Annotated in this window: 17 protein-coding genes; 3 read left to right on the forward strand and 14 right to left on the reverse strand. The window is 71.1% G+C overall.

Features of this window, described 5'->3' with window-relative positions; all coding sequences use genetic code 11:
* Window positions 1–10: 10 nt before the first annotated feature.
* The 4 genes from ffh to ACQBAS_RS08790 all read right to left on the reverse strand — a co-directional run bounded on the left by ffh (window position 11) and on the right by ACQBAS_RS08790 (window position 6039).
* Window positions 11–1609 carry a signal recognition particle protein gene (ffh, locus tag ACQBAS_RS08775; protein ID WP_427383420.1) on the reverse strand — a complete coding sequence of 533 codons (1599 nt, stop codon included), beginning with the start codon at window positions 1607–1609 and terminating at the stop codon, window positions 11–13.
* A gap of 175 nt (window positions 1610–1784) precedes the next feature.
* The gene (locus ACQBAS_RS08780) at window positions 1785–4163 is read right to left on the reverse strand and encodes a [protein-PII] uridylyltransferase (protein ID WP_427383421.1); all 2379 of its coding nucleotides are present in this window, start codon (window positions 4161–4163) and stop codon (window positions 1785–1787) included.
* A gap of 104 nt (window positions 4164–4267) precedes the next feature.
* Window positions 4268–4606 carry a P-II family nitrogen regulator gene (locus ACQBAS_RS08785; protein ID WP_427383422.1) on the reverse strand — a complete coding sequence of 113 codons (339 nt, stop codon included), beginning with the start codon at window positions 4604–4606 and terminating at the stop codon, window positions 4268–4270.
* A complete protein-coding gene (locus tag ACQBAS_RS08790; protein WP_427383423.1) occupies window positions 4603–6039 on the reverse strand; it encodes an ammonium transporter in 1437 nt (478 codons plus the stop codon). Before ACQBAS_RS08790 ends, ACQBAS_RS08785 begins: the two co-directional genes overlap by 4 nt.
* A gap of 150 nt (window positions 6040–6189) precedes the next feature.
* On the opposite strand from ACQBAS_RS08790, the gene ACQBAS_RS08795 reads away from it, so the two are divergent.
* The gene (locus ACQBAS_RS08795; protein WP_427383424.1) at window positions 6190–6579 is read left to right on the forward strand and encodes a thiol-disulfide oxidoreductase DCC family protein; all 390 of its coding nucleotides are present in this window, start codon (window positions 6190–6192) and stop codon (window positions 6577–6579) included.
* A gap of 19 nt (window positions 6580–6598) precedes the next feature.
* On the opposite strand, the gene ACQBAS_RS08800 is transcribed toward ACQBAS_RS08795, so the two are convergent.
* The 8 genes from ACQBAS_RS08800 to ACQBAS_RS08835 form a co-directional block, all read right to left on the reverse strand.
* On the reverse strand, window positions 6599–7492 hold the full coding sequence (locus tag ACQBAS_RS08800; RefSeq protein WP_427383425.1) for a hypothetical protein: 894 nt from the start codon (window positions 7490–7492) through the stop codon (window positions 6599–6601).
* Window positions 7489–7980, reverse strand: coding sequence for a hypothetical protein (locus ACQBAS_RS08805; protein WP_427383426.1), 492 nt, complete (start codon window positions 7978–7980; stop codon window positions 7489–7491). The genes ACQBAS_RS08800 and ACQBAS_RS08805 overlap by 4 nt, the downstream gene beginning before the upstream one ends.
* Window positions 7977–9197, reverse strand: coding sequence for a signal recognition particle-docking protein FtsY (gene ftsY / locus ACQBAS_RS08810; protein ID WP_427383427.1), 1221 nt, complete (start codon window positions 9195–9197; stop codon window positions 7977–7979). The genes ACQBAS_RS08805 and ftsY overlap by 4 nt, the downstream gene beginning before the upstream one ends.
* A 131-nt stretch (window positions 9198–9328) precedes the next feature.
* Window positions 9329–9547 carry a hypothetical protein gene (locus ACQBAS_RS08815; RefSeq protein WP_427383428.1) on the reverse strand — a complete coding sequence of 73 codons (219 nt, stop codon included), beginning with the start codon at window positions 9545–9547 and terminating at the stop codon, window positions 9329–9331.
* 98 nt (window positions 9548–9645) lie between these two features.
* On the reverse strand, window positions 9646–13224 hold the full coding sequence (gene smc, locus ACQBAS_RS08820; protein WP_427383429.1) for a chromosome segregation protein SMC: 3579 nt from the start codon (window positions 13222–13224) through the stop codon (window positions 9646–9648).
* Between the two features lie 87 nt (window positions 13225–13311).
* The gene (locus ACQBAS_RS08825; RefSeq protein WP_427383430.1) at window positions 13312–13605 is read right to left on the reverse strand and encodes a chorismate mutase; all 294 of its coding nucleotides are present in this window, start codon (window positions 13603–13605) and stop codon (window positions 13312–13314) included.
* A 70-nt stretch (window positions 13606–13675) separates the two neighbouring features.
* Window positions 13676–14197 (reverse strand): ASCH domain-containing protein, encoded by a 522-nt coding sequence (locus tag ACQBAS_RS08830; RefSeq protein WP_427383431.1) that lies wholly within the window; start codon window positions 14195–14197, stop codon window positions 13676–13678.
* 139 nt (window positions 14198–14336) lie between these two features.
* Window positions 14337–14642, reverse strand: coding sequence for an acylphosphatase (locus ACQBAS_RS08835; RefSeq protein WP_427383432.1), 306 nt, complete (start codon window positions 14640–14642; stop codon window positions 14337–14339).
* 86 nt (window positions 14643–14728) lie between these two features.
* Between ACQBAS_RS08835 and ACQBAS_RS08840 the strand changes: the two genes are divergently transcribed.
* Window positions 14729–16789 (forward strand): acyltransferase family protein, encoded by a 2061-nt coding sequence (locus ACQBAS_RS08840; protein WP_427383433.1) that lies wholly within the window; start codon window positions 14729–14731, stop codon window positions 16787–16789.
* 422 nt (window positions 16790–17211) lie between these two features.
* Here the strand turns inward: ACQBAS_RS08840 and ACQBAS_RS08845 are convergent, their stop codons facing one another.
* Together ACQBAS_RS08845 and mutM are read right to left on the reverse strand one after the other, a co-directional pair.
* Window positions 17212–17673: a DUF6416 domain-containing protein gene (locus tag ACQBAS_RS08845; protein ID WP_427383434.1), complete on the reverse strand. Its 462-nt coding sequence runs from the start codon at window positions 17671–17673 to the stop codon at window positions 17212–17214.
* A gap of 532 nt (window positions 17674–18205) precedes the next feature.
* Complete coding sequence (mutM, locus tag ACQBAS_RS08850) at window positions 18206–19078, reverse strand: bifunctional DNA-formamidopyrimidine glycosylase/DNA-(apurinic or apyrimidinic site) lyase (RefSeq protein WP_427383435.1); 873 nt, start codon at window positions 19076–19078, stop codon at window positions 18206–18208.
* Between the two features lie 132 nt (window positions 19079–19210).
* Here mutM and nhaA point away from each other — a divergent pair, with 132 nt between their 5' ends.
* Window positions 19211–21064 (forward strand): Na+/H+ antiporter NhaA, encoded by a 1854-nt coding sequence (gene nhaA, locus ACQBAS_RS08855; RefSeq protein ID WP_427383436.1) that lies wholly within the window; start codon window positions 19211–19213, stop codon window positions 21062–21064.
* The last annotated feature ends 1 nt before the right edge of the window (window position 21065 follow it).

Below are 21065 nucleotides of genomic sequence, written 5' to 3' on the forward strand. Positions count from 1 at the left end.
CCTTCCGCGCTCACCTGCCGAGGAACTTCTCGAAGCCTGCCGGCAGGTTCTGCGGGTCGAAGTCGGCGGGCGCCTGGGGGGCTGCGCCGAAGGAAGCACCGGTGGCGCCGCCCTGGGCGGCCTTCTCCCGAGCCGCCTTCTCCTCCGCGGCCCGCTTGGCCGGGTTGCCGGACTTGCTCTTCTTGCCGACCGGCTTCTGCTGACGCCCCTTCTTGCCTGCGCCGCCGAGACCGGGCATGCCCGGCATCCCGGGGATGCCGCCGCCGCGGGCCATCGCCTTCATCATCTTCTGGGCTTCGCCGAACCGCTCGAGCAGCTGGTTGACCTCGGAGACGGTCACACCGGAACCCTTGGCGATGCGGGAACGTCGCGAGCCGTTGATCTGCTTGGGGTGGTTGCGTTCGAAGGGGGTCATCGAGCGAACCATCGCCTCGACGCGGTCGAACTCGCGCTCGTCGAGGTTGTCGAGCTGCGCGGCCATCTGGCCCATGCCCGGCATCATCTTCAGCATCGACTTGAGCGAGCCCATCTTCTTCAGGGCGGCCAGCTGCTGCAGGAAGTCGTCGAAGGTGAAGTCCTCCGCGGCGAGGAACTTCCGCTGCATCTCCTCGGCCTGGCCCCGCTCGAAGGCCTTCTCGGCCTGCTCGATGAGGGTGAGCACGTCGCCCATGTCGAGGATCCGACTGGCCATCCGGTCGGGGTGGAAGACCTCGAAGTCCTTCACGTTCTCGCCCGTGGACGCGAACATGATCGGCCGGCCGGTCGTGCCCGCGACGGACAGCGCGGCACCACCGCGGGCGTCGCCGTCGAGCTTGGACAGGACGACACCGGTGAAGTCGACGCCCTCCTGGAAGGCGAGGGCCGTGTCGACGGCGGCCTGACCGATCATCGCGTCGATGACGAAGAGGACCTCGTCGGGCTGGATCGCGGCACGGATGTCGGCCGCCTGCTGCATGAGATTCTCATCAACCGCGAGACGGCCGGCGGTGTCGACGATGACGACGTCGTGCTGGCGGGTGCGCGCGTGCTCGATGCCGGCACGCGAAACGGAGACGGGATCACCGAACGAGCGGGTCCCCTCCCCCGTCGGACCGACGGCGTCGTGGCCACCGACGTTGCCGCGCTCGGGCGCGAAGACCGGGACGCCGGCACGCTCACCCACGACCTCGAGCTGGGTGACGGCGTTGGGGCGCTGAAGGTCGGCCGCGACGAGGATGGGCGTGTGGCCCTGCTCCTTGAGCCAGAACGCGAGCTTGCCCGCGAGCGTCGTCTTACCGGCGCCCTGCAGACCGGCGAGCATGATCACGGTCGGCGGCTGCTTGGCGAACTGAATGGTCCGCGTCTGGCCACCGAGGATCTCGACGAGCTGCTCGTTGACGATCTTGATGACCTGCTGGCCGGGGTTCAACGCCTGCGACACCTCGGCGCCGAGGGCGCGCTCGCGCACGGCGGAGGTGAACTGCTTGACCACGGGCAGCGCGACGTCGGCCTCGAGCAGGGCCATGCGAAGGTCACGGACGGTCTTGTTGACGTCGGACTCGCTGAGGCGACCCTTGCCCCGGAGGTTCTTGAAGGTGGCTGTCAGGCGGTCGGAGAGGCTGTTGAACACCCGCACAGGGTACTTGGCGCACGACGCTGGGCTCGCATCAGCGGCCGCTTCACCCGAGTTGCGCCGCCTCACCCGAGTTGCGCAGCGTCACCCGACATGCGAACCCGGGTTCGGCTGCCGATATCGGGTGACCCGATATTCGTGTGACAGATGAGGTGCGGACGGGGCCAGGGGCTCAGTCGGCGACGCCGTCGCAGGCGTCGATGACGGATGAGACCGTGTGGGCGACCCGGGCCGGAGACATGGTGTGCCCGCCGAACTCCTGCAGGTAGAACGTGTCCAGCGTCTGTCCGGCGTGGGTGGAGATGTGCGCCGAGCGCACGGTCAGGCCCAGGCGGGCGAAGGTGAGGCCCAGCACGTGCAGCAGGCCAGGTCGATCCTGCGTGCGGACCTCGAGGACGGTCGCGTCGTCCGCACCACGTGGCACGACGAGCGCCCGCGAGGGGCTCCATCCCGGCGTGCCGGGACCGTAGGCCGCGCGCCGCTTCTCGAGGGAACCGAGGGCGCTGCGGTCGCCGCCCCCGAGGCGGACGAGGCCGGCGACGATCCGCGCCGGCTCCGGCGGGTCCCCACCGGGCGACTCGACCGTCCACTCGTCGACGGCCACCTGGTCGTGCGTCTGGAGACGCGCGCGACGGATCGTCAGCCCATAGGCCGCGAGCAGCCCGGCCGTGTCGGCGAAGAGGCCCAGCCGGTCCCGGTCGGTGACGATCACGGAGTAACCGCCGTCAACCGCGGTCACGGTGACGTGCGGCCGCCCCGTGGCGACACTCTCGAAGACCTCCGGCGAGATCTCGGCGGGTGCGCTCAGGGCCGGGTCGGGCACGTCCGAGGGTGTCGCGTCGAGGCGGGCGCGCGCGGCGACGGTCAGCTGCTCGAGGAGGCTGGAGCGCCACTCGGTCCACGCCTTCGGGCCCGTGGCGCGGGCGTCGGCGATGGTCAGTGCGCGCAGCAGCTCGAAGGTCTCGAGGTCCCCGCCCACGGCGTCGGCCACGGCGCTCATCGTCGCCGGGTCGTCGAGGTCGCGACGGGTCGCCAGCTCCATGAGCACGAGATGCTGGCGCACGAGCAGCGTCACCGTGGCCTGGTCGCGCTGGCTCATCCCCATGCGGGCGACGATCGTCGCGGCGACTTTCGCTCCGGTCTCGCTGTGGTCGTGCGCCCCGCGCACCTTGCCGATGTCGTGGAGCAGGGCCGCAACGAGGAGAAGGTCGGCGCGGCTGACGTCGCGGGTGAGGGACGAGGCCTCGAGGACGGCCTCGAGCAGGTGGAGGTCGACGGTGTGCCGGTGGACCGCGTTGCGCTGTGGCCGGGAGCGCACGGACACCCACTCGGGGATCCACCGCTCGATGAGGCCGACCTGGTCCAGGCCCTCCCAGACCGGGACGAGTCCGGGACCGGCCGCGAGCAGGTCGGCGAAGAGGTCGCGCGCCGCGTCGCTCCACGGCTCCGGAAGGTCGGGCGAGGCCGCGAGGTTGGTGAGGGTCTGTGGCGCGAGCGGCAGGTTCGCGCGGGCGGCGACGGCCGCGGCGCGCAAGGGCAGCAGGGAGTCGGTGCCGACGAGCTGGGCGCTGCGGAGCACCGCCTCGCCGTCGTGCTCGAAGAGGCCGTGGCCGAGGATGCGCAGGCGAGGCTTGCGGGGCCCGACCCGCAGGGTCCGGGCCCGCTGTGACTGCGAGGCGCGCCGCGTCGTCGAGTCCAGCGCCCAGGCGATGGTGCGGGCCGCGCTCGAGACCTCGGTCAGCAGGTCGTCGGCCTCCTCGTGACCGAGCAGGGCCGCGACGGCGTCGTGGTCCTCCCTGCCGAGGCGGTCCCGGCCGCGGCCGGTGACGACGTGCAGCGCGTCGCGCACGTCGAGCAGTCGGCGGTAGGCCTCATCGACCTCGCCGCGCGGACGGTCGGTGAGCCAGGCGGAGGTGAGGGCGCGCAACACGGTCATGTCGCGCAGGCCGCCGTGGGCCTCCTTGAGGTCCGGCTCGATCGACTGGGCGAGGTCGCCGTGCCGGGAGTGGCGGTAGGCCGTCTTCTCGAGGAGCTCGGGCAGTCGCCGTCGCGCGTTGGCACGCCAGTCGTGGGCGACCGTCGAGCGGGCCGCGCTGACGACCTCCTCGTCCCCGGCGATGTGGGCGAGGTCGAGCAGGCCGACGGCGGCGGTGAGGTCCGCCCCGGCGACCTGCCGGCACTCCCCCACGGTGCGCACGCTGTGGTCGAGCTTGAGGTTGGCATCCCAGATGGGGTACCAGATGCGGTCCGCGAGCGCCGCGACCTCGTCGCTCGGCAGGGACCGTCCGTCGTGCAGCAGCACGAGGTCCAGGTCGCTCAGCGGACCGGACTCCCGGCGGCCCAGCGAGCCCACCGCCGCCAGGGCGACCCCGCCGAGGCGACGACCCTGCGTCGCCTCGGCGTAGCGCTGCGCCAGCCAGCGGGTCGTCACGTCCGAGAGGGCCTCCCGACGGCCGTGGCCGGCCCCCGCTGCGGTGAAGCAGCGGGTGCCGGCCAGGTCGAGGCGGGCGGCGAGCAGGTCCGTGTCCAGGTCACTGTCGACGCGCTTCACTGTTCTCTCCTCGGTGGTGCTGGTGGTGCGATCAACTCGGTCGTGCTGGTGCAGTCGTGCGACTGCGGGTGGTGCGACAGCGGTGGTGCGGGTGGTGCCGCGACTCAGAGAGCCTCGGCGCCGTGCTCGCCCGTCCGGACGCGGACGACGTCCTCGACCGGCACGGTCCAGACCTTGCCGTCACCGATCCGACCCGTCTGGGCCGTCTTGACGATGACGTCGACGACGGCGGTGGCGTCGACGTCCTCGACGAGCACCTCCAGGCGGATCTTCGGCACGAAGTCGACGTTGTACTCGGCGCCGCGGTAGACCTCGCTGTGGCCGCGCTGCCGGCCGTAGCCGCTCGCCTCGCTGACCGTCATGCCGGCGATGCCGTAGGCCTCCAGGGCCTCCTTGACCTCGTCGAGCTGGTGGGGCTTGATGATGGCGGTGACGAGCTTCATGCGATGACCTCCGTGGCCTTCGTTCCGGTGGACGGGATGTTCGAGGACAGGCCACCCGCGTGTGCCGGCGTGGAGCCAGCGCCACGGGCGCCCAGGCCGCCGAAGTCGTAACCGGACTCGGCGTGCTCGGCACCGTCGATGCCCGCAACCTCGGCGTCCTCGTCGATGCGCCAGCCCATGGTGGCCTTGAGCGCGAGACCGATGACGGCCGTGACGATCGCGGTGAAGAGCAGGGCGCCGAAGGCGATCACGATCTGGATGACGAGCTGCTTCGCGCCGCCGCCGTAGAAGAGGCCGGTCGTCGTGGAGAGCAGGCCGGCGCCGATGGTGCCCCAGAGGCCGGCGACGAGGTGGACACCGACGACGTCGAGCGAGTCGTCGTAGCCGAAGCGGAACTTGAGGCCGACGGCCAGGGCGCACAGCGCACCGGCGACCGCACCCAGGATGAGGGAGCCGACGGGCGACAGCGCGCCACAGGCGGGCGTGATGGCGACGAGGCCGGCCACGACACCGGAGGCGGCACCGAGAGAGGTCGGGTGGCCGTCACGGACCTTCTCGACCAGGAGCCAGCCGAGGATCGCCGCAGCCGTGGCGGCGGTGGTGTTGACCCAGACGAGGGAGGCGAGGCCGTCCGCGGCGAGCTCGGAGCCCGCGTTGAAGCCGAACCAACCGAACCACAGCAGACCCGCGCCGATCATGACGAGCGGCAGGTTGTGCGGGCGCATCGCGACCTTCCCGAAGCCCTTGCGGACACCGACGATGAGGGCGAGGACGAGGCCGGCCATACCGGCGTTGATGTGCACGACCGTGCCACCGGCGAAGTCGATCGGCAGGATGTTGGCGACGCCGTCGGTCGCACCGAAGATCTTCGCGGAGAGGCCCGACTCGGCACCCGAGAGGAGGCCACCGCCCCACACCATGTGGGCGAGCGGGAAGTAGGCCAGCGTGACCCACAGGCCGGAGAAGACGAGCCAGGTGCCGAACTTCACGCGGTCGGCGACGGCACCGGAGATGAGGGCCACCGTGATGATGGCGAAGGTGAGCTGGAAGCCGACGAAGAGGATCTCGGGGATGTAGACACCGACGCCGAAGACGTCGATGACGCTCGTGCCGGCCGCGTCGACGACCTTGCCGTCGGTGACGGCGCCCTTGAGGCCGAACATGTCGAAGGGGTTGGCGAAGATGCCGGCGACATCAGCGCCACCGAAGGACATCGAGTAGCCCCACAGCACGTAGATGACGCCGATGACGCCCATGGCGCCGAACGACATCATCATCATGTTGAGGACCGACTTGGCCCGCACCATGCCGCCGTAGAAGAGGGCGAGGCCGGGCGTCATGAGGAGGACGAGTGCGGCACACAGGAGCATGAATGCCGTGGCCGCCTCATTGATCACTGGTACGTCCTCAGCGAGGACCATCGTTGCTGTCATGAGGCAGGACTCTGCGCGTCCGTCGTTACCCACGTCGCGCCCGCTCGTTACGGGGACGTTTCCGGATGCGTCGGCGTGTAAATCCCGCGTGACGCACTGCTCTCGGTCCCAGGTGCTGAGACCAGCGGGGCGAGGTGCGAGACTTCAGAGGTGAGCCCAACCTTGATCTACGACGGCGACTGCGGCGTGTGCACCAAGCTCTCCGGGGTGGTGTCGCGGCACGTTCGCCGCCGCCCGGACGACTACGTCATCGGCGCCTACCAGTACCTCGACCTCGACGCCCTCGGCGTCACCGCGCAGCAGTGCGACGAGGCGCTCCAGTGGGTGGCGGCCGACGGCACCGTGAGCGCGGCTCAGGACGCCGTCGCGCGGCTGCTCATCGCCGGTCGCTGGTGGCTGCGGCCCGCCGGCTGGGCCCTGCTGCTGCCGGGGGTCAACCAGCTCGCGGGCGCGGTCTACCGCTGGGTCGCGGCGAACCGTCACCGGCTCCCCGGAGGGACCCCCGCCTGCTCGATGCCGGCGTCGCAGCGCCCGAGCTGACGCTCGGAGGTCGGCAGACTCAGCGCGCGGCGGGCCGCTGTTGGTCGGGTTCAGCACGCACGCCCGGACGGCGGCGCTCCCACAGGCCGCGAACCCGCTCCGCGTACTCCTCCAGCGGGAGGAAGGCCAGCATCATGACGAGGTGCGGCCAGAAGGCGATCGTGATCGACGCATAGGTGACGGCATGGAAGGCGAACCACGCCGCCACGACGCGGCGCCGCCACTTCTCGGACAGGAAGAAGATCACCGGCGAGGTGAGCTCGGCCGCGAAGAGGACGTACTGGAACCAGTGCAGCGTCCACGGGAAGGTCTCGAGCAGCCAATGGGAGAAGGGCGTCCCGCGACGCAGGACGGCACGCACCATCGTGGCCGAGTTGACCCAGTCCAGCCCGCCGAAGCGCCATTTGGCGAACGCCGACAGGAAGTACGTCGAGATCGCCATGAGCTGCACACCCCGCAGGGCGAAGCCTGCCGCCTCCGAACGGCGACGGTCGCGGAGGGTGGCCAGGCCGACGGTCGGGAGCAGCAGGAGCGCGATGACGAAGTCGGCCCGGTCGTGGTCGACCTTGCCGTAGGCGAAGGCGACGTACTGGTACCAGATCCACCCCACCGCGACGGTCCAGCCGAGCAGCCGCGGGGCGCGGCCGCTGAGGGCGGCGAGTGCCGCGAGGACGGTCCCCCACTTGAGCACGTTGACGAGGACGACGGTGGCCGCGGGCAGCCCGAGCAGCTCGCCCATGATGAGCGGGCGGTACCAGACCTCGTCGGCGTACCCGTGGTACCAGCCGGACGTGTGCAGGTGCAGGACGTCGACGACGACGAAGAGGTAGGTCAGGACTCGCAGCCAGGCCACCCGGGCGAGGGGCGCGGGCTCGAAGAGCCAGCCGGTGATCCGCTGGGCGACGGCGCTCATCGGCCCTCCTCCCACGTCGAGAAGACGTCCATCCGCACCTCGCCGGTGGGCTGGCGGTCCTCGATGACGAACTGGCGCCGGACGATGCGCACGCCCGTCCACGCGTCGTCCTCGGGGTGCAGGCGCGCGTGCGCCTCCGCCAGGGTCGCGAGCATCGACGAGTCCGCCTCGATCTGGTCGAAACGGCCCTCGAGCTCGGCCCGGTTGATCCCGATGTTGCGGGGTGTCGCGTTGGTGTCGACCCACTCTCCCGGAGCCTTCGCCGTCGTGATCTGGACGCCCGTGGACCAGACCGCACCGGTGGCCTTCGTGGAGGTCGAGTACATCCGCCACGGACCGAAGGGCCACCACGGGTCGTCACCGACGAAGGTGCCGGTCAGGAAGAGGGCGCCGACGACGCCCGTCGCGGCCAGTCGCCAGGTGCGGCCGGTGCGGGAGAGGGAGGTCGCCGGCTCGCTGACCACGCGGCCGGGCACGCGGTCAGTCACTCCAGGATGGCGTCGACGAACGCGGCCGCGTCGAACGGCGCGAGGTCGTCGGGTCCTTCGCCGAGGCCGACCAGCTTGACCGGGACGCCGAGCTGTCGCTGGACGGCGACGACGATCCCGCCCTTGGCTGTGCCGTCGAGCTTCGTCAGCACGATGCCGGTGACGTTGACGACCTGGGAGAAGACCTCGGCCTGCTTGAGGCCGTTCTGGCCGGTGGTGGCGTCGAGGACGAGGAGGACCTCGTCGATCGGGGACTGCTTCTCGATGACGCGCTTGACCTTGCCGAGCTCGTCCATCAGTCCGGCCTTGTTGTGCAGACGGCCAGCGGTGTCGATGAGGACCACGTCGGCCTCCATCTCCGCACCCGCCTTGACGGCGTCGAAGGCGACCGCGGCCGGGTCGGCCCCGTCACGGTCGGAGCGCACGGTGGGCACACCGACGCGGGCGCCCCAGGTCTCGAGCTGGTCTGCCGCGGCGGCGCGGAAGGTGTCGGCCGCTCCGAGCACGACGTCCTTGTCCTCCGCGACGAGCACGCGGGCCAGCTTGCCGACGGTCGTCGTCTTGCCGGTGCCGTTGACGCCGACGACCATGACGACGGCCGGGCGACCGTCGACGCGGCTCGCGGCGACACGGCGGTCGAGGTCGGGGTCGAGCAGCGCCAGCAGGTCCTCCCGGAGCCAGCCACGCGCGGTGGGCTCGTCCGTCGTGCCGTTGACCGCGACCTTCGTCCGCAGGGACTCGACGAGCTCGTTGGTGGCCTCGAGGCCGAGGTCGGCCTGCAGCAGGGTGTCCTCGACGTCCTCCCACGCCTCCTCGTCGAGTCCGCCGCGGGAGAGCAGGGCCAGCAGGCCCTTGCCGAGCGTCGAGTTGGAGCGGGCCAGACGGGCGCGCAGGCGACGAAGGCGGCCGCCCGCGGCCTCGGGCCGCTCGAGGGTCGGGGTGGTCGGGGTCGTGTCGGTGACGTCCGGCTCGGTGAGCTCGGGCTCCGGCGCGGTGGTCGTCGGCCGGTCGAGCGTGTCGGTCGACCCACCCCCGCCCGTTCCCCCACCCTGACCGGCGGGCTCGCGCCCTGGCGTCGTCGGCGGCGCCTGCCGCTCGCGGGGCAGGTCCTTGGTGTCTCCTCCGCGGCCGCGGAGGAGGCCGAGCATCAGCCCCCCGAAGACGGCCAGCAGCCCGAAGGCGACAGCGAAGTATTCCCAGAGCTCGTCGATTCCCATCACACCGGCATCTTGTCAAAGAAGTGGGCGGCCCGAGCACCACACCCCGGATCGGCCACGACCGGACCCGGAGCCGCACATGGGAAGACCCCCGAGCCAGCGGCTCGAGGGTCGGCGGGATCGCCCTGCCGTCAGGCGCTCTCGCGACGTGCGCTCGAGCGGGCGCTGCTGATCAGGTCGCCCGTGCGCGCGGCGGCGGACTCGGTGCCCTGCCGGACCTTGACCACGACCTTCTCCCCGCGCGGGGTGAGCAGGTCACGGCCCTCACGACGTGCGGGCACGGCAACCATGAGGAGGACGGCGACGGACAGCACGATGCACAGTGCGAGACCGATGATCACAGGAGCCATGGGTGCAGTCTCACCCGTCGGCAGGGTCCCGACCAACTCGACACCCCGCACGGGAGCGGCGCATCGGGTGAACTCTCGGCGAACCGAGCGGCCGGGACCTACGCCGGTTGAGGCGAGGCGTCGCGGATGCGCTGGGAGACGACGGTCGTGATGCCGTCCCCGCGCATCGAGACGCCGTAGAGCGCGTCGGCGATCTCCATCGTCTTCTTCTGGTGGGTGATGACGATGAGCTGGCTCGAGTCGCGCAACTCCTCGAAGAGGGTGATCAGGCGCCCCAGGTTGGTGTCGTCGAGGGCCGCCTCGACCTCGTCCATGATGTAGAAGGGGCTCGGCCGGGCCTTGAAGATCGCCACGAGCAACGCCACGGCCACGAGCGACCGCTCGCCACCGGAGAGCAGCGAGAGCCGCTTGACCTTCTTGCCCGGCGGGCGGGCCTCGACCTCGAGACCGGTCGTGAGCATGTCCGAGGGGTCGGTGAGGACGAGACGTCCCTCACCGCCGGGGAAGAGCCTCGAGAAGACGCGCTCGAACTGCTCGGCGGTGTCGTGGAAGGCCTCCGTGAAGACCTGCTCGACGCGCTCGTCGACCTGGGCCACGATGTCGAGGAGGTCCTTCTTCGACTGCTTGAGGTCCTCGAGCTGGGTCGTGAGGAACGTGTGGCGTTCCTCGAGCGCGGCGAACTCCTCGAGGGCGAGCGGGTTGACCTTGCCGAGGGCGCGCAGCCCCTTCTCGGCGGACCGCAGTCGCTTCTCCTGGACCTCGCGCACGTAGGGGGCGGGCTCGGGGAAGTCGTCCGACTCCGGGTCCTCGTCCGGTCCGGCGATGTGCGGGACGGGCTGGTGCGGCCCGTACTCCTCCATCAGCGCCTCGGGGTCGACGCCGAGCTCCTCGATCGCCTTCGCCTGCAGCTGCTCGATCCGGGCGATCTGCTGGGCACGGGCGACCTCGTCCTTGTGGACCGTGTCGGTCAGCTCCCGCAGCTCGTCCTGCCGGACCGTCAGCTCCTGGCGCAGCGTGCTCAGGCCCTGCTCGCGCTCGACCCGGGCGGCGTCGGCCCGGTCGCGCTGCGCGACGGCGAGGGACAGCGCCGCCTCCACCCGGGCGACGGCGAAGGTCGCGGCGTCGTGGACCGCGGCGGCGACCGTGGCCTCGCGGCGGCGGCGCTCCTGACGGGCGCGCAGCCGCTCGCGGGCGGCGAGCTCGTTGCGGGCGGCACCCTCGAGGGAGTCGGCCCGACCGTGCAAGGCCCGGGCGCGCTCCTCCTTCGTGCGCAGCGTGAGGCGAACCTCGGTCTCTGCGGTGCGGGCCCGGCTCGCGGCGAGCTCAAGGTCCTCCCGCCGGTCCTCCGGGTCGGTGTCCACCTCGACCGGCTCCGCGCTGGCCTCCTCGAGACGCGCGTTGAGCTCGGCGAACTCGACCTGGTCGCTCTCCAAGGTGGTCCTGCGCTCGGCGAGCGCACGCTCGGTGCGCTCGGCCTCGCCGCGCGCGGAACGCATGGTCGCGCCGAGGGTGCCGAGCTTCTCGGCGACGGCGGCCATGCGCGCGTCGGAGTCGTGCAGGCGTTCGAGTGCGGCGTCGACCGTGTCGGCCAGTTCGTTGGCGCGGTGGGTGGCCGACGTGCGCTCGAAGGTCGCCCGCTCCCCCGCGGTGGTCGCCGCGGCGACGGCGGCACGGGTTTCGTCGACCGCGGACTGGATCTCCAGGAGGCTCGGCGCGGCGCTGGACCCGCCCCGGACCCAGCCGGGCCCGTAGACGTCGCCGTCGTCGGTGACGGCGGTGATCCCCTCGCCGCGCGCCACCAGGGCGAGCGCGTGGGTGGCGTCGGGCACGAGAGCCACGCGCTCAAGCAGCTGCTCGACGGCCGGCCGGACCTCCGCGGGCGCGGTGACGACCTCGCGGGCCCAGCGGGCGGAGCCGTCGAGCTGGGGCCACGTGGCGGGGTCGGTCGGCGGGGCCGTGGAGCCGACGAGGAGGGCGACGCGGCCGCCGTCCTCCTCGCGCAGGGTGCCCAGGGCCGCTGCGGCGCCCTCGGCCGAACTGACGGCGATGGCGTCGGAGGCCCACCCGAGGGCCGCGGCGACGGCACCCTCGTGCCCACCGTCGACCTGCAGGAGCGAGGCGAGCGCGCCGACGATGCCGTGCGATTCGTGGGAGGCCTGCAGGAGGCTCTCGGCGCCGTCCTTGCGCCGCAGGCTCAGCTCGAGGGCCTCGAGCCGGGCGGCGGCGTTGGTCCGCTCGCGGTCGGCGGTGCGCTCGGCCTCGACCCAGCGCTCGACCTCGGCGAGCGCCTGCTCGTGCGCGGCGTTCGCCTTCTCGTAGGCCGCGTCGAGGCCCTCTTCGCTGCCCTCGTCCACGGCGATGGAGCCCTCGAGGTCCTGGAACTCACGCTCGGCCTTGGCCGCCCGCTCGAGCGAGGCGGCGATGGCCGCCTCGAGGCGACCGATCTCGGCCTCCCCCGCCTCGATGCGGCTGCGCCGGGCACCGACCTGGCCGGCCAGCTTGGCCAGGCCCTCGCGGCGGTCCGCCGCGGCCCGGGCCAGCCGAGCCAGACGCTGCTGCTCCTCCGCGAGCGCCCGCTCCGCCCCTTCGCGTGCGGCGACTGCCGTGGTCAACGACTCGGTGACGCGGTCGACCTCGGCCTGGAGCTCCTGCTCCGCCGCTCGTGCCTGCGCGGCCTGGGCCCGCAGCTCCTCGGGATCGCGCCCGGAGGTGGTCTCCTCCTGGTCGTCCTCGCTGAGCAGTCGGACGCGCTCGGCCGCGACCGAGGCCGTCGACTCGAGCCGGTCACGCAGCGACCGCAGCCGCGTCGAGCGGTCGTGGGCGCGGGCCAACTCGGGGGCGGCCTCCTGGTGGATGCGCTCGGTGTCCGTGACGCGGGAGCGGATCTCCGTCAGAGCGTCCTCGAGAGCCGCCCGCCGGCGCAGCAGCGCGGTCTCGTCCGCGACCTCCGCCTCGAGGGTCGCCGTGAGCTGGACGAGGTCGTCGGCGAGGAGGCGGTAGCGGGCGTCGCGGGCGTCGGCCTGGATCACCGCGGCGCGCCGGGCCGCCTCGGCCTGACGACCGAGGGGGCCCAGCTGACGACGGATCTCGCCGGTGAGGTCGGCGACGCGGGAGAGGTTGACCTCCATCGTCTCGAGCTTGCGGAGCGCCTTCTCCTTGCGCTTGCGGTGCTTGAGGACGCCCGCAGCCTCCTCGATGAAGCCGCGGCGCTCCTCGGGCGTGGCCCGCAGGACCGCGTCGAGTTGCCCCTGACCGACGATGACGTGCATCTCGCGACCGATGCCACTGTCGGAGAGCAGCTCCTGGATGTCGAGCAGGCGGCACGAGGTGCCGTTGATGGCGTACTCCGAGCCACCGTTGCGGAACATCGTCCGACTGATCGTCACCTCGGTGTAGTCGATCGGGAGGGCGCCGTCGGTGTTGTCGATGGTCATCGTCACCTCGGCGCGGCCCAGCGGCGACCGCCCGGCCGTGCCCGCGAAGATGACGTCCTCCATCTTGCCGCCGCGCAGCGTCTTGGCCCCTTGCTCGCCCATGACCCAGGCGAGCGCGTCGACGACGTTGGACTTGCCGGAGCCGTTGGGGCCGACGATGCACGTGATGCCGGGCTCGAGGCGCAGGTTCGTCGCCGAGGCGAAGGACTTGAAGCCCTTGAGCGTGAGGCTCTTGACGTACACGAACCCAGGTTTCCTTTGCCAGCCGGACGGAGAAGTTGCCCCAGAGTACCCGCGCGGGTCCCGGGAGCCCGTCAGGCGAGCACGGCCCTAGTTCTGGGTGCCCGCGATCCGCTCATGGTGGTGGATGACCTCGGCGATGACGAAGTTGAGGAACTTCTCCGCGAAGACGGGGTCGAGGCCCGCCTCGTCGGCGAGCGCGCGAAGGCGGGTGATCTGGCGCTCCTCGCGGGCCGGGTCCGCCGGGGGCAGGTCCTCGCGGGCCTTGAGCACGCCAACCTGCTGCGTCGCCTTGAACCGCTCAGCGAGCAGGTGGATCAGTGCCGCGTCGATGTTGTCGATGCTCGAGCGCAGGCGCAGCAGCTCGTCGGGGATCTCGCTCACGGGGTGAGCCTAGGTCGCCCGCGCCGGCGACCGGGCGACCTTCCACGTCGTGACACGGGCGGGCAACGGCTCAGCGCTGGAAGAGGACCCGGAAGCGTCCGCACACGACGGGCATGTCGTCGCGGAATCCCTTGTCGTGGACCGCGAAGCGGGTGAAGAACTCGCGGTGCACCTCGCGCCAGTGGGACAGGCTGAGGTCGCCCTCCCCTTCCAGCGCGGCGTGCTCGGCGTCCACCTCGTCGAAGGGGACCACGGCGACATCGGTCACGGCGATGAGTGCGCGGGGGTGACCAGCGCCGTCGAGGACGATCGACAGGTCGCCCGGCTCCGGCAGGTCCTCCCCCTCGGCCTCGTAGTCCCAGCGCGCTCCGGCCGTGGCCGTCTTCGTGCCATCGAGGACGAGGGCGAGCAGCGCGTCGGCCTGCTCCGGGGTGCCACCGAAGGACCACGCCGGCGGGGGCAGTGTGTCGCGGGCGGTGTGACCCGTGACGGCGTCGACGCCGCTGACGTGACCGCGCACCCGCGCCTCCTGCCAGAAGGCGACGATCTCCTCGTCGTGCGGGGAGAGCTGCGGGTCGTTGGCGGCGTCCATGTGCCGACGCTACAGCTCGCCAGCGCTCGGAACCGTCTGCGAGCTAACGCTCGGAACCGTCTGCGAGCTACCGCTCGGAACCGTCTGCGAGCTACCGCTCGGAACCGTCTGCGAGCTACCGCTCGGAACCGTCTGCGAGCTAACGCTCGACGAACCCGGTCAGACCGGGGCGGAGCGTGCCGCTCTGGACGACCACGGCGTCGACCCGGCCCGGGCGCCGCCGGGTCGAGGGCTCCTCGCGAAGGAGGGTCACGAGTTCGTCGCAGGCGTCGGGGGCACCTTGGGCCAGCACCTCGACGCGGCCGTCGTCCATGTTGCGCGCGTGCCCGACGAGCCCGAGTTCGAGGGCGCGGGCGCGCGTCCACCAGCGGAAGCCCACGCCCTGGACCCGGCCGCGGACGAACACGGTGACGCGCCGGGTGGCGGGCTGGTCGGCGGCGGTCACGAGCCAATCGTAGGCACCCCCGGTGTGGCTCCCCCACGTTGTCGGATCGGCTCCCTAGTGTCGTCCCGTGCACACCTTCCCTCGGTGTGCCCGACGAAGAGGACGAGGTGACGCAGGAGACGAGGCACCGATTCTCCGAGCCGGGAGCGACAACGCCACCCGACGCCCGGGAAGCCCTCGACGTCCGCGAGCAGTCACATTCGTCACACCAGTCACAACAGTCACACGCAACCCAGCGCCGCCGCCCGATCTCGGAGCGCGCGCACGGCGCGGCTGGCCCCCGTCACCTCCCCGGCCTCGACGGCCTGCGCGCGCTGGCGATCATCGCCGTCCTCCTCTTCCACCTCGACCCACGCTGGCTGCCCGGTGGCTTCCTCGGGGTCGACGTCTTCTTCGTCGTGTCGGGCTTCCTCATCACCACCCTGCTCGTGCGAGAGCGCGCCGAGACCGGTCGGGTCGACCTGGGTGGCTTCTGGAAGCGCCGCGCCCGACGGCTCCTGCCGGCGCTGCTGCTCGTCGTCCCGGCATGCATCCTGCTCGCGCGCCTCGTCGAGGGTGACCTGCTCGTCGCCATCGGCCGTCAGGCCCTCGGCGCGCTGACCTTCTCGTCGAACTGGCTCGAGATCGCCGCGGGGACCGACTACTTCGCCGCGACCTCGCCGCAGCTGTTCATGAACTTCTGGTCGCTCGCCGTCGAGGAGCAGTTCTACCTCGTGTGGCCGCTCGTGACCCTCCTGCTGCTCGCCGTCGTCCCCTCGTGGCGGGCGCGTGCCGCCCTTGCCGGAGCCGCCGGCCTCGGCTCGGCCCTGCTCATGGCGACGAAATTCGACCCGGCCGAGGGCGCGACCCGCGTCTACTACGGCACCGACACCCACCTCATGGGCCTCATGCTCGGCGCGGCCCTCGCCTTCAGCCTGGCCGGACCGGATCGGGCCGGGCTCGACTCCCCCCTGTGGGAGCGCCGCCGTCGGCCGATCCTCCTCAGCGCGCTTCTCGTCCTCGGCGGCCTCTTCCTCGTGGCCACGGAGGATCACCCCTTCACCTTCCGCGGCGGCATCCTGCTCGCCTCCGCCGCGACGACGGTCCTCGTGGCCGGCGCCGTCGACCGCCCCGGCCGCCTGCGGACCGTCCTCGAGTTCCCGGCCCTGCGGTGGATCGGCGCCCGCTCCTACGGCATCTACCTCTGGCACTGGCCGGTCATCCTCGTCGTCGGTCAGGACATCCCGGCCTCACCGGGTACGGGCGACTACGTCTGGACCAAGGTCTGGGCCGTGGTCGCGACGCTGGCCCTGGCCGACCTGTCGTACACCTTCCTCGAGACCCCCGTGCGCCGACATGGGTTCCGCGGGTCCCTGCGCCGGACGCTCGCCTTCATCGGACGACCCTCCTCGCGGCGCGGCAAGGTCGTACTCGGTGCTCTGGTGGCTGTCTCGCTGGTCACCGCCATCGTCATCGCGACCGCACCGGAGAAGTCGTCCACGCAGCGCATGATCGAGGCCAACGCCGCTGCGGCGCAGGGCGCGACGACGCGCGAGAGCGCGGACTTGGGCAAGGAGAAGTCCGCCGCCACGTCGCCGGACAAGGACTCGGGCACCAGCGCGGACGCCAAGAAGATCTTCGCCATGCCGACGGGCACGTCCATCGACGTCTTCGGTGACTCCATGGTCGTCGGGAGCGTCCCCGCCCTGCAGTACTACTTCCCCGGGATCCGCCTCGACGCCAAGTCGAACCGTCGCTGGAGCGACGGGCTCAAGGCCGTCACCTCCTCGGGTGCGACCACCCGTCGAGCCGTCGTCCTCGCCTTCGGGACGAACGCCGGGGTCGACGAGGAGGCCTTGCGCACGATCCTCGACGAGCTCGGACCGCGACGCATGGTCGTCCTCGTGACGATCCACGGGTCGCGGCTGGCCCGCGCCGCCGACGACAACAAGGCACTGGCCGAAATCGCCGCGGACTACGACAACGTCGGGATCGCCGACTGGGACAAGGCCGTCGCGGGCCACCCCGACCAACTCCAGCCCGACGGCATCCACCCCAGCCTGACGGGACAGCACCTCTACGCGAGCACGATCCGCCAAGGTCTCGCCGACCTCTCCGAGGCGCACACGGGCAAGAAGCCGAAGCTCAAGGACCTGCCGCTCCCCTGAGGTCAGGGCTTGCGTAAGTGATCGACACGGGTCACGCTCAACTGGTCTGGTTCCAGAGCGGCAAGCGCCCAAGCGGGGCAATATGAGCAGCCGTCCCCAACCATCTGGCGATCAGTGGACACGCTCTAGCAGCCCTTCATTCGGTCTCTGGCTTCGGGCCCTCTGGGTTCAATCAGTACGTAGCGACCGGATACACGGGCAACCTCCCAGGCCTCAGACCCCATAGGGGTGGGGTACGACCCCAAACTAACGAGCACCCCGACGGCCTCGTCACGGCAGCAAGAGTTCTGCCTCTGTCAGAGGTTGGAGGTTCGCCGGTCCGCCCAGTTCGATGAGAGCGGTCGAATGGGTACTCTACGCGCGCAGAACGCCCTCCTCCGAAGGTCTAGGTCGGAGGAGGGCGTTCTCCTGTCTCAGCGCGACTACTTCAAAGAGTCGCGAGCCTGCTTGAACAGGTCGGCAACCTCGGGATCGATCCAGTAGTTTCCGCTGCCAGCGTTCGGGTTGTCCTCGTACCGAGCCGGCTGGCGTCGCTCGACAGCCATGCAGTAGCGCTTCGGCCAAGCCAGGACGCCTGCGACGCCGTACTTTCCCTTCGGGATATCGAGCTTCTCCGCGATGACGTCGCCGCTGATCTTCTGGCCCGGCTCCTCCATGAGCAGGTCGAACATCGCCTTGGCCGATGGAGAGAGCTTCTGCCAGATCTCCTGGGCCAGGCCCAGGTCATTGTCGTTGTTTACCCAAGGCTTCACGCCACCTTCGCCCCGGGTATCGGTTGTAGGCATCGAGCTAGCGATATCGCCCGCCAGCCACGCGCCGAAGAACCGATAGAACTCTGGGACACGCTCTTCCGGAACCGGAACTGTCACATCGGGCATCTCCATCTCCCTTCGTCAAGGAGAGCCTTGTGCCCTCCAATGACCCATACATTACCCATGCCTCTTACCCCTGTCAATAGGGGTAAGAGGCATGGGCTAACAGATCGACTCACGGAACAAGGTCCGTTACGTAGCGACCCCGACGCCGACCTTGTGGTCGGCCAGGGCTGTCAGTGCTGCGTCCTCTGTGCCGTCATGACGGAAGCCAGCCCGATGTGGGCCCTGCGGGGGTAACCCTGCCGTGAAATGCAGACTCGCCAGCGCGGACATGGATTGCTTTCAGGTACTCCAACGGTCGTCGGCTCTGGTCGTACAGATTCGTCACCTGATCGAGTGCGAGGTAAAGCGTCTACCCGTCGGTGTCTTGGCAGTAGTCGGCCTGCCCACTGCTCTGGGCTGCTTCCCAAAGATCAGCAGAGCGCGGCAGCATTCGGGTTGAGATCGGGCACCCGTCACGGGTCGCGCTTCGCCCTTGGGACCTCGTAGCCCTGGGCCCTGCTTTATCGGACTCGCAGCCAAGCGATGGCCGGTCGTTCGGTCAGGCCCGCGACGGCCGAGGCCGGGACTGGCAGCGCGGACACGAGAACGACGAGCGGTTCATGAACTGCTCGCGGACGATGAGGGTCCCGCAGCGTGGGCACGGACGGCCCTGCTGACCGTAGGCCGCGAGGCTCCGGTCGAAGTAGCCGGAGGCGCCGTTGACGTTGACGTAGAGCGCGTCGAAACTCGTCCCTCCCTGGTCGAGTGCCGAATCCATCACGGCTCGGGCATGTCCGAGGAGCCGTTCGATGGCGGGCTTGGTCAGGGTCGAGGCCGGCCGCTCCCCGTGGATGCCCGCGCGCCAGAGCGACTCGTCGGCGTAGATGTTGCCGATCCCCGACACCACGCGTTGATCGAGCAGGACCCGCTTGATGGCGCTCGTGCGCCCCTTGATCATGCGCGCGACGGCGGCGGCATCGAAGTCCGGATCGAACGGGTCGCGGGCGATGTGCCCCACGGACTCGGGCAGACCCGCCTCGGTCAGCGGGGACAGCGCGAGCCCACCGAACGTCCGCTGATCGACGAACCGCAGCTCGGGGCCGTCATCGGCGAAGGAGAAGCGTGCGTGCAGGTGCCGCTCGTCGGGGGCACTCGGGCCCTCGACGAGGAGCTGGCCGCTCATCCCCAGGTGGACCACGAGGCCGTCCTCCGCGGGACCCTCCGGCTCCCCCAGTGCGAGCCACAGGTACTTGCCGCGGCGATCGGCGCGCAGCACGACCCGGTCGGCCACGCGCGCCCCGAGGTCGGCCGGTCCCGGCAGGTGGCGCCGGGCCACGCGCTGCCCGCGCAATTCCAAGCTCTCGATCCGCCGGCCGACGACGTGATCGGCCAGGCCACGGCGCACGACCTCGACCTCCGGCAGTTCCGGCATGTCAGATCCCCCCGCCCGAGGTCAGTGCGGCGCGGGCGCGTGGGCGACTCATGGGACCAGCCTGCCGCACGCGAGGCGTCGCCCGGCGGGGACCCTCGTGGGCGACCTTCGCCTCCTCGTTAGGCTCCACGGGTGAAGGGGATCTGGCAGGACCGCCGCAGCCGCTCCGAGATGTTCTCCGGTCAGGTGTCGGGGCCGCTGCGCTCCTACCTGCGGAAGGAGTCGAGCAGCGCCGGGCTACTCGTCGTCGCGACGCTCCTCGCCCTGCTCTGGGCGAACTCCCCGCGGTCGGGCGCCTACACGGCGCTCTGGGAGACCCCGGGCAGCATCCGGGTCGGCGACCTCGCTTTCGACATGGACCTGCGGCACTGGATCAACGACGGCCTGATGGCCGCGTTCTTCTTCATGGTCGGGCTCGAGGTGCGGCACGAGTTCGCGCTCGGCGAGCTGACCGAGCGTCGACGGCTCATCGTGCCGCTCGTCGCGGGCCTGGGCGGGATGCTCGTCCCGGCGGCCCTCTACCTCGCGATCAATCCGTCCGGTGAGGCCGCCGCCGGCTGGGGCATCGTCATCGGCACGGACACCGCCTTCATGCTCGGCGCCCTGGCCATCGTCGGCCCCGCCGTCGCCACCCAACTGCGGGTCTTCCTCCTCACCCTGACCGTCATCGACGACATCGTCGCGGTGTCCGTCATCGGCCTCGTCTACTCCGACGAGCTCCACCTCGGTCCGCTGGCGCTGGCCGCCGGCTGCCTCATCGCGCTGCGCCTGCTCGACGCCCTCGGCGCCTGGCGGTCCGCGCCCTACATCCTCGTCGTCCTCGTCCTGTGGGGCGCGACGGTGAAGGCGGGCCTGCACGCCTCCATCGCCGGCATGCTCGCCGGGCTGCTCGTGCCCGCCTTCGGGCCCAACCGCGACGACGTCGAACGGGCCGCGACCCAGGTCCGCGCCTTCCGCCAGTCCCCGCGGGCGAGCATGGGGCGCACGGCCGCCCGCCGCCTGGCCAGGGCCATCTCCGTCAACGAGCGCCTCCAGGAGCTGCTGCACGGAGCTACGGGCTACGTCATCGTTCCCCTCTTCGCCCTCGCCAACGCGGGCGTCGACCTGCGCGGTGGTGTCCTCACCGATGCCCTCCACTCCCGCGTGACGTGGGGCGTCGTCGTGGGGCTCGTGCTCGGCAAGCTCGTCGGCATCGGCCTCGGCTCGATCCTCGCCACGCGACTGCGCTGGGGCTCGCTGCCGCAAGGCGTCGGCCAGGGACACGTCCTCGGCGGGGCGGCCCTCTCGGGGATCGGCTTCACCGTGTCCCTGCTCATCATCCATCTCGCCTTCGACGACGAGGCGCTGCAGGCGGAGGCCACCGTCGGCGTGCTCATCGCCGCGGCGCTGGCCATCGCCACCGGCGCGATCGCCTTCCAGCTCGCCGCCCGACTGCTGGGTCAGCGGGACGCGACGCTGCCGACCGTCCTCGATCCGCCCGTCGACCCCGCCACGGATCACACGGTCGGCCGTCCCGACGCCCCACTCGTCGTCGTCGAGTACGTCGACTTCGAGTGCCCCTTCTGCGCCGCTCTCACCGGCGTCGGCGAGGACGTGCGTCGCCACTTCGGCGACGACCTGCTGTGGGTGTCACGGCACCTGCCGCTGCCCGAGCACCCGCGCGCCGATCTGGCGGCCCTGGCCGCGGAGGCCGCGGGCCGGCAGGGTCACTTCCACGACATGCACAAGCTGCTGCTCACCCACCAGAGCGAGCTCGACTTCGAGGACCTCGTCGGCTACGCCGGCGACCTCGGTCTGGACATGGAGACCTTCGTGCGCGACCTCGACGACGAGGACGTGGCCCGCGCCGTGCGGGACGACGTGGCCAGCGCGGAGGCGAGCGGGGCGCGGCAGACGCCGACGTTCTTCGTGGGCGGGATGCGCCACACGGGGCCACACGACTCCGCCTCGCTCATCGCGGCGCTGGAGGCCACCCGGAAGGGGTGAT

It is taken from the genome of Janibacter zhaoxuefangae, from assembly GCF_050271985.1.
Classification (GTDB): Bacteria; Actinomycetota; Actinomycetes; order Actinomycetales; family Dermatophilaceae.

Bases quoted from the DNA above. Each gene is read 5' to 3' on its own strand.
- ACQBAS_RS08815 (WP_427383428.1), bottom strand. From the start codon at position 9,547: ATGGCTCCTGTGATCATCGGTCTCGCACTGTGCATCGTGCTGTCCGTC.
- ftsY (WP_427383427.1), bottom strand. From the start codon at position 9,197: ATGGGAATCGACGAGCTCTGGGAATACTTCGCTGTCGCCTTCGGGCTG.
- mutM (WP_427383435.1), bottom strand. From the start codon at position 19,078: ATGCCGGAACTGCCGGAGGTCGAGGTCGTGCGCCGTGGCCTGGCCGAT.
- ACQBAS_RS08845 (WP_427383434.1), bottom strand. From the start codon at position 17,673: ATGGAGATGCCCGATGTGACAGTTCCGGTTCCGGAAGAGCGTGTCCCA.
- ACQBAS_RS08790 (WP_427383423.1), bottom strand. From the start codon at position 6,039: ATGACAGCAACGATGGTCCTCGCTGAGGACGTACCAGTGATCAATGAG.
- ACQBAS_RS08785 (WP_427383422.1), bottom strand. From the start codon at position 4,606: ATGAAGCTCGTCACCGCCATCATCAAGCCCCACCAGCTCGACGAGGTC.
- ACQBAS_RS08830 (WP_427383431.1), bottom strand. From the start codon at position 14,197: ATGGACGCCGCCAACGACCCGCAGCTCTCCCCGCACGACGAGGAGATC.
- ACQBAS_RS08800 (WP_427383425.1), bottom strand. From the start codon at position 7,492: ATGAGCGCCGTCGCCCAGCGGATCACCGGCTGGCTCTTCGAGCCCGCG.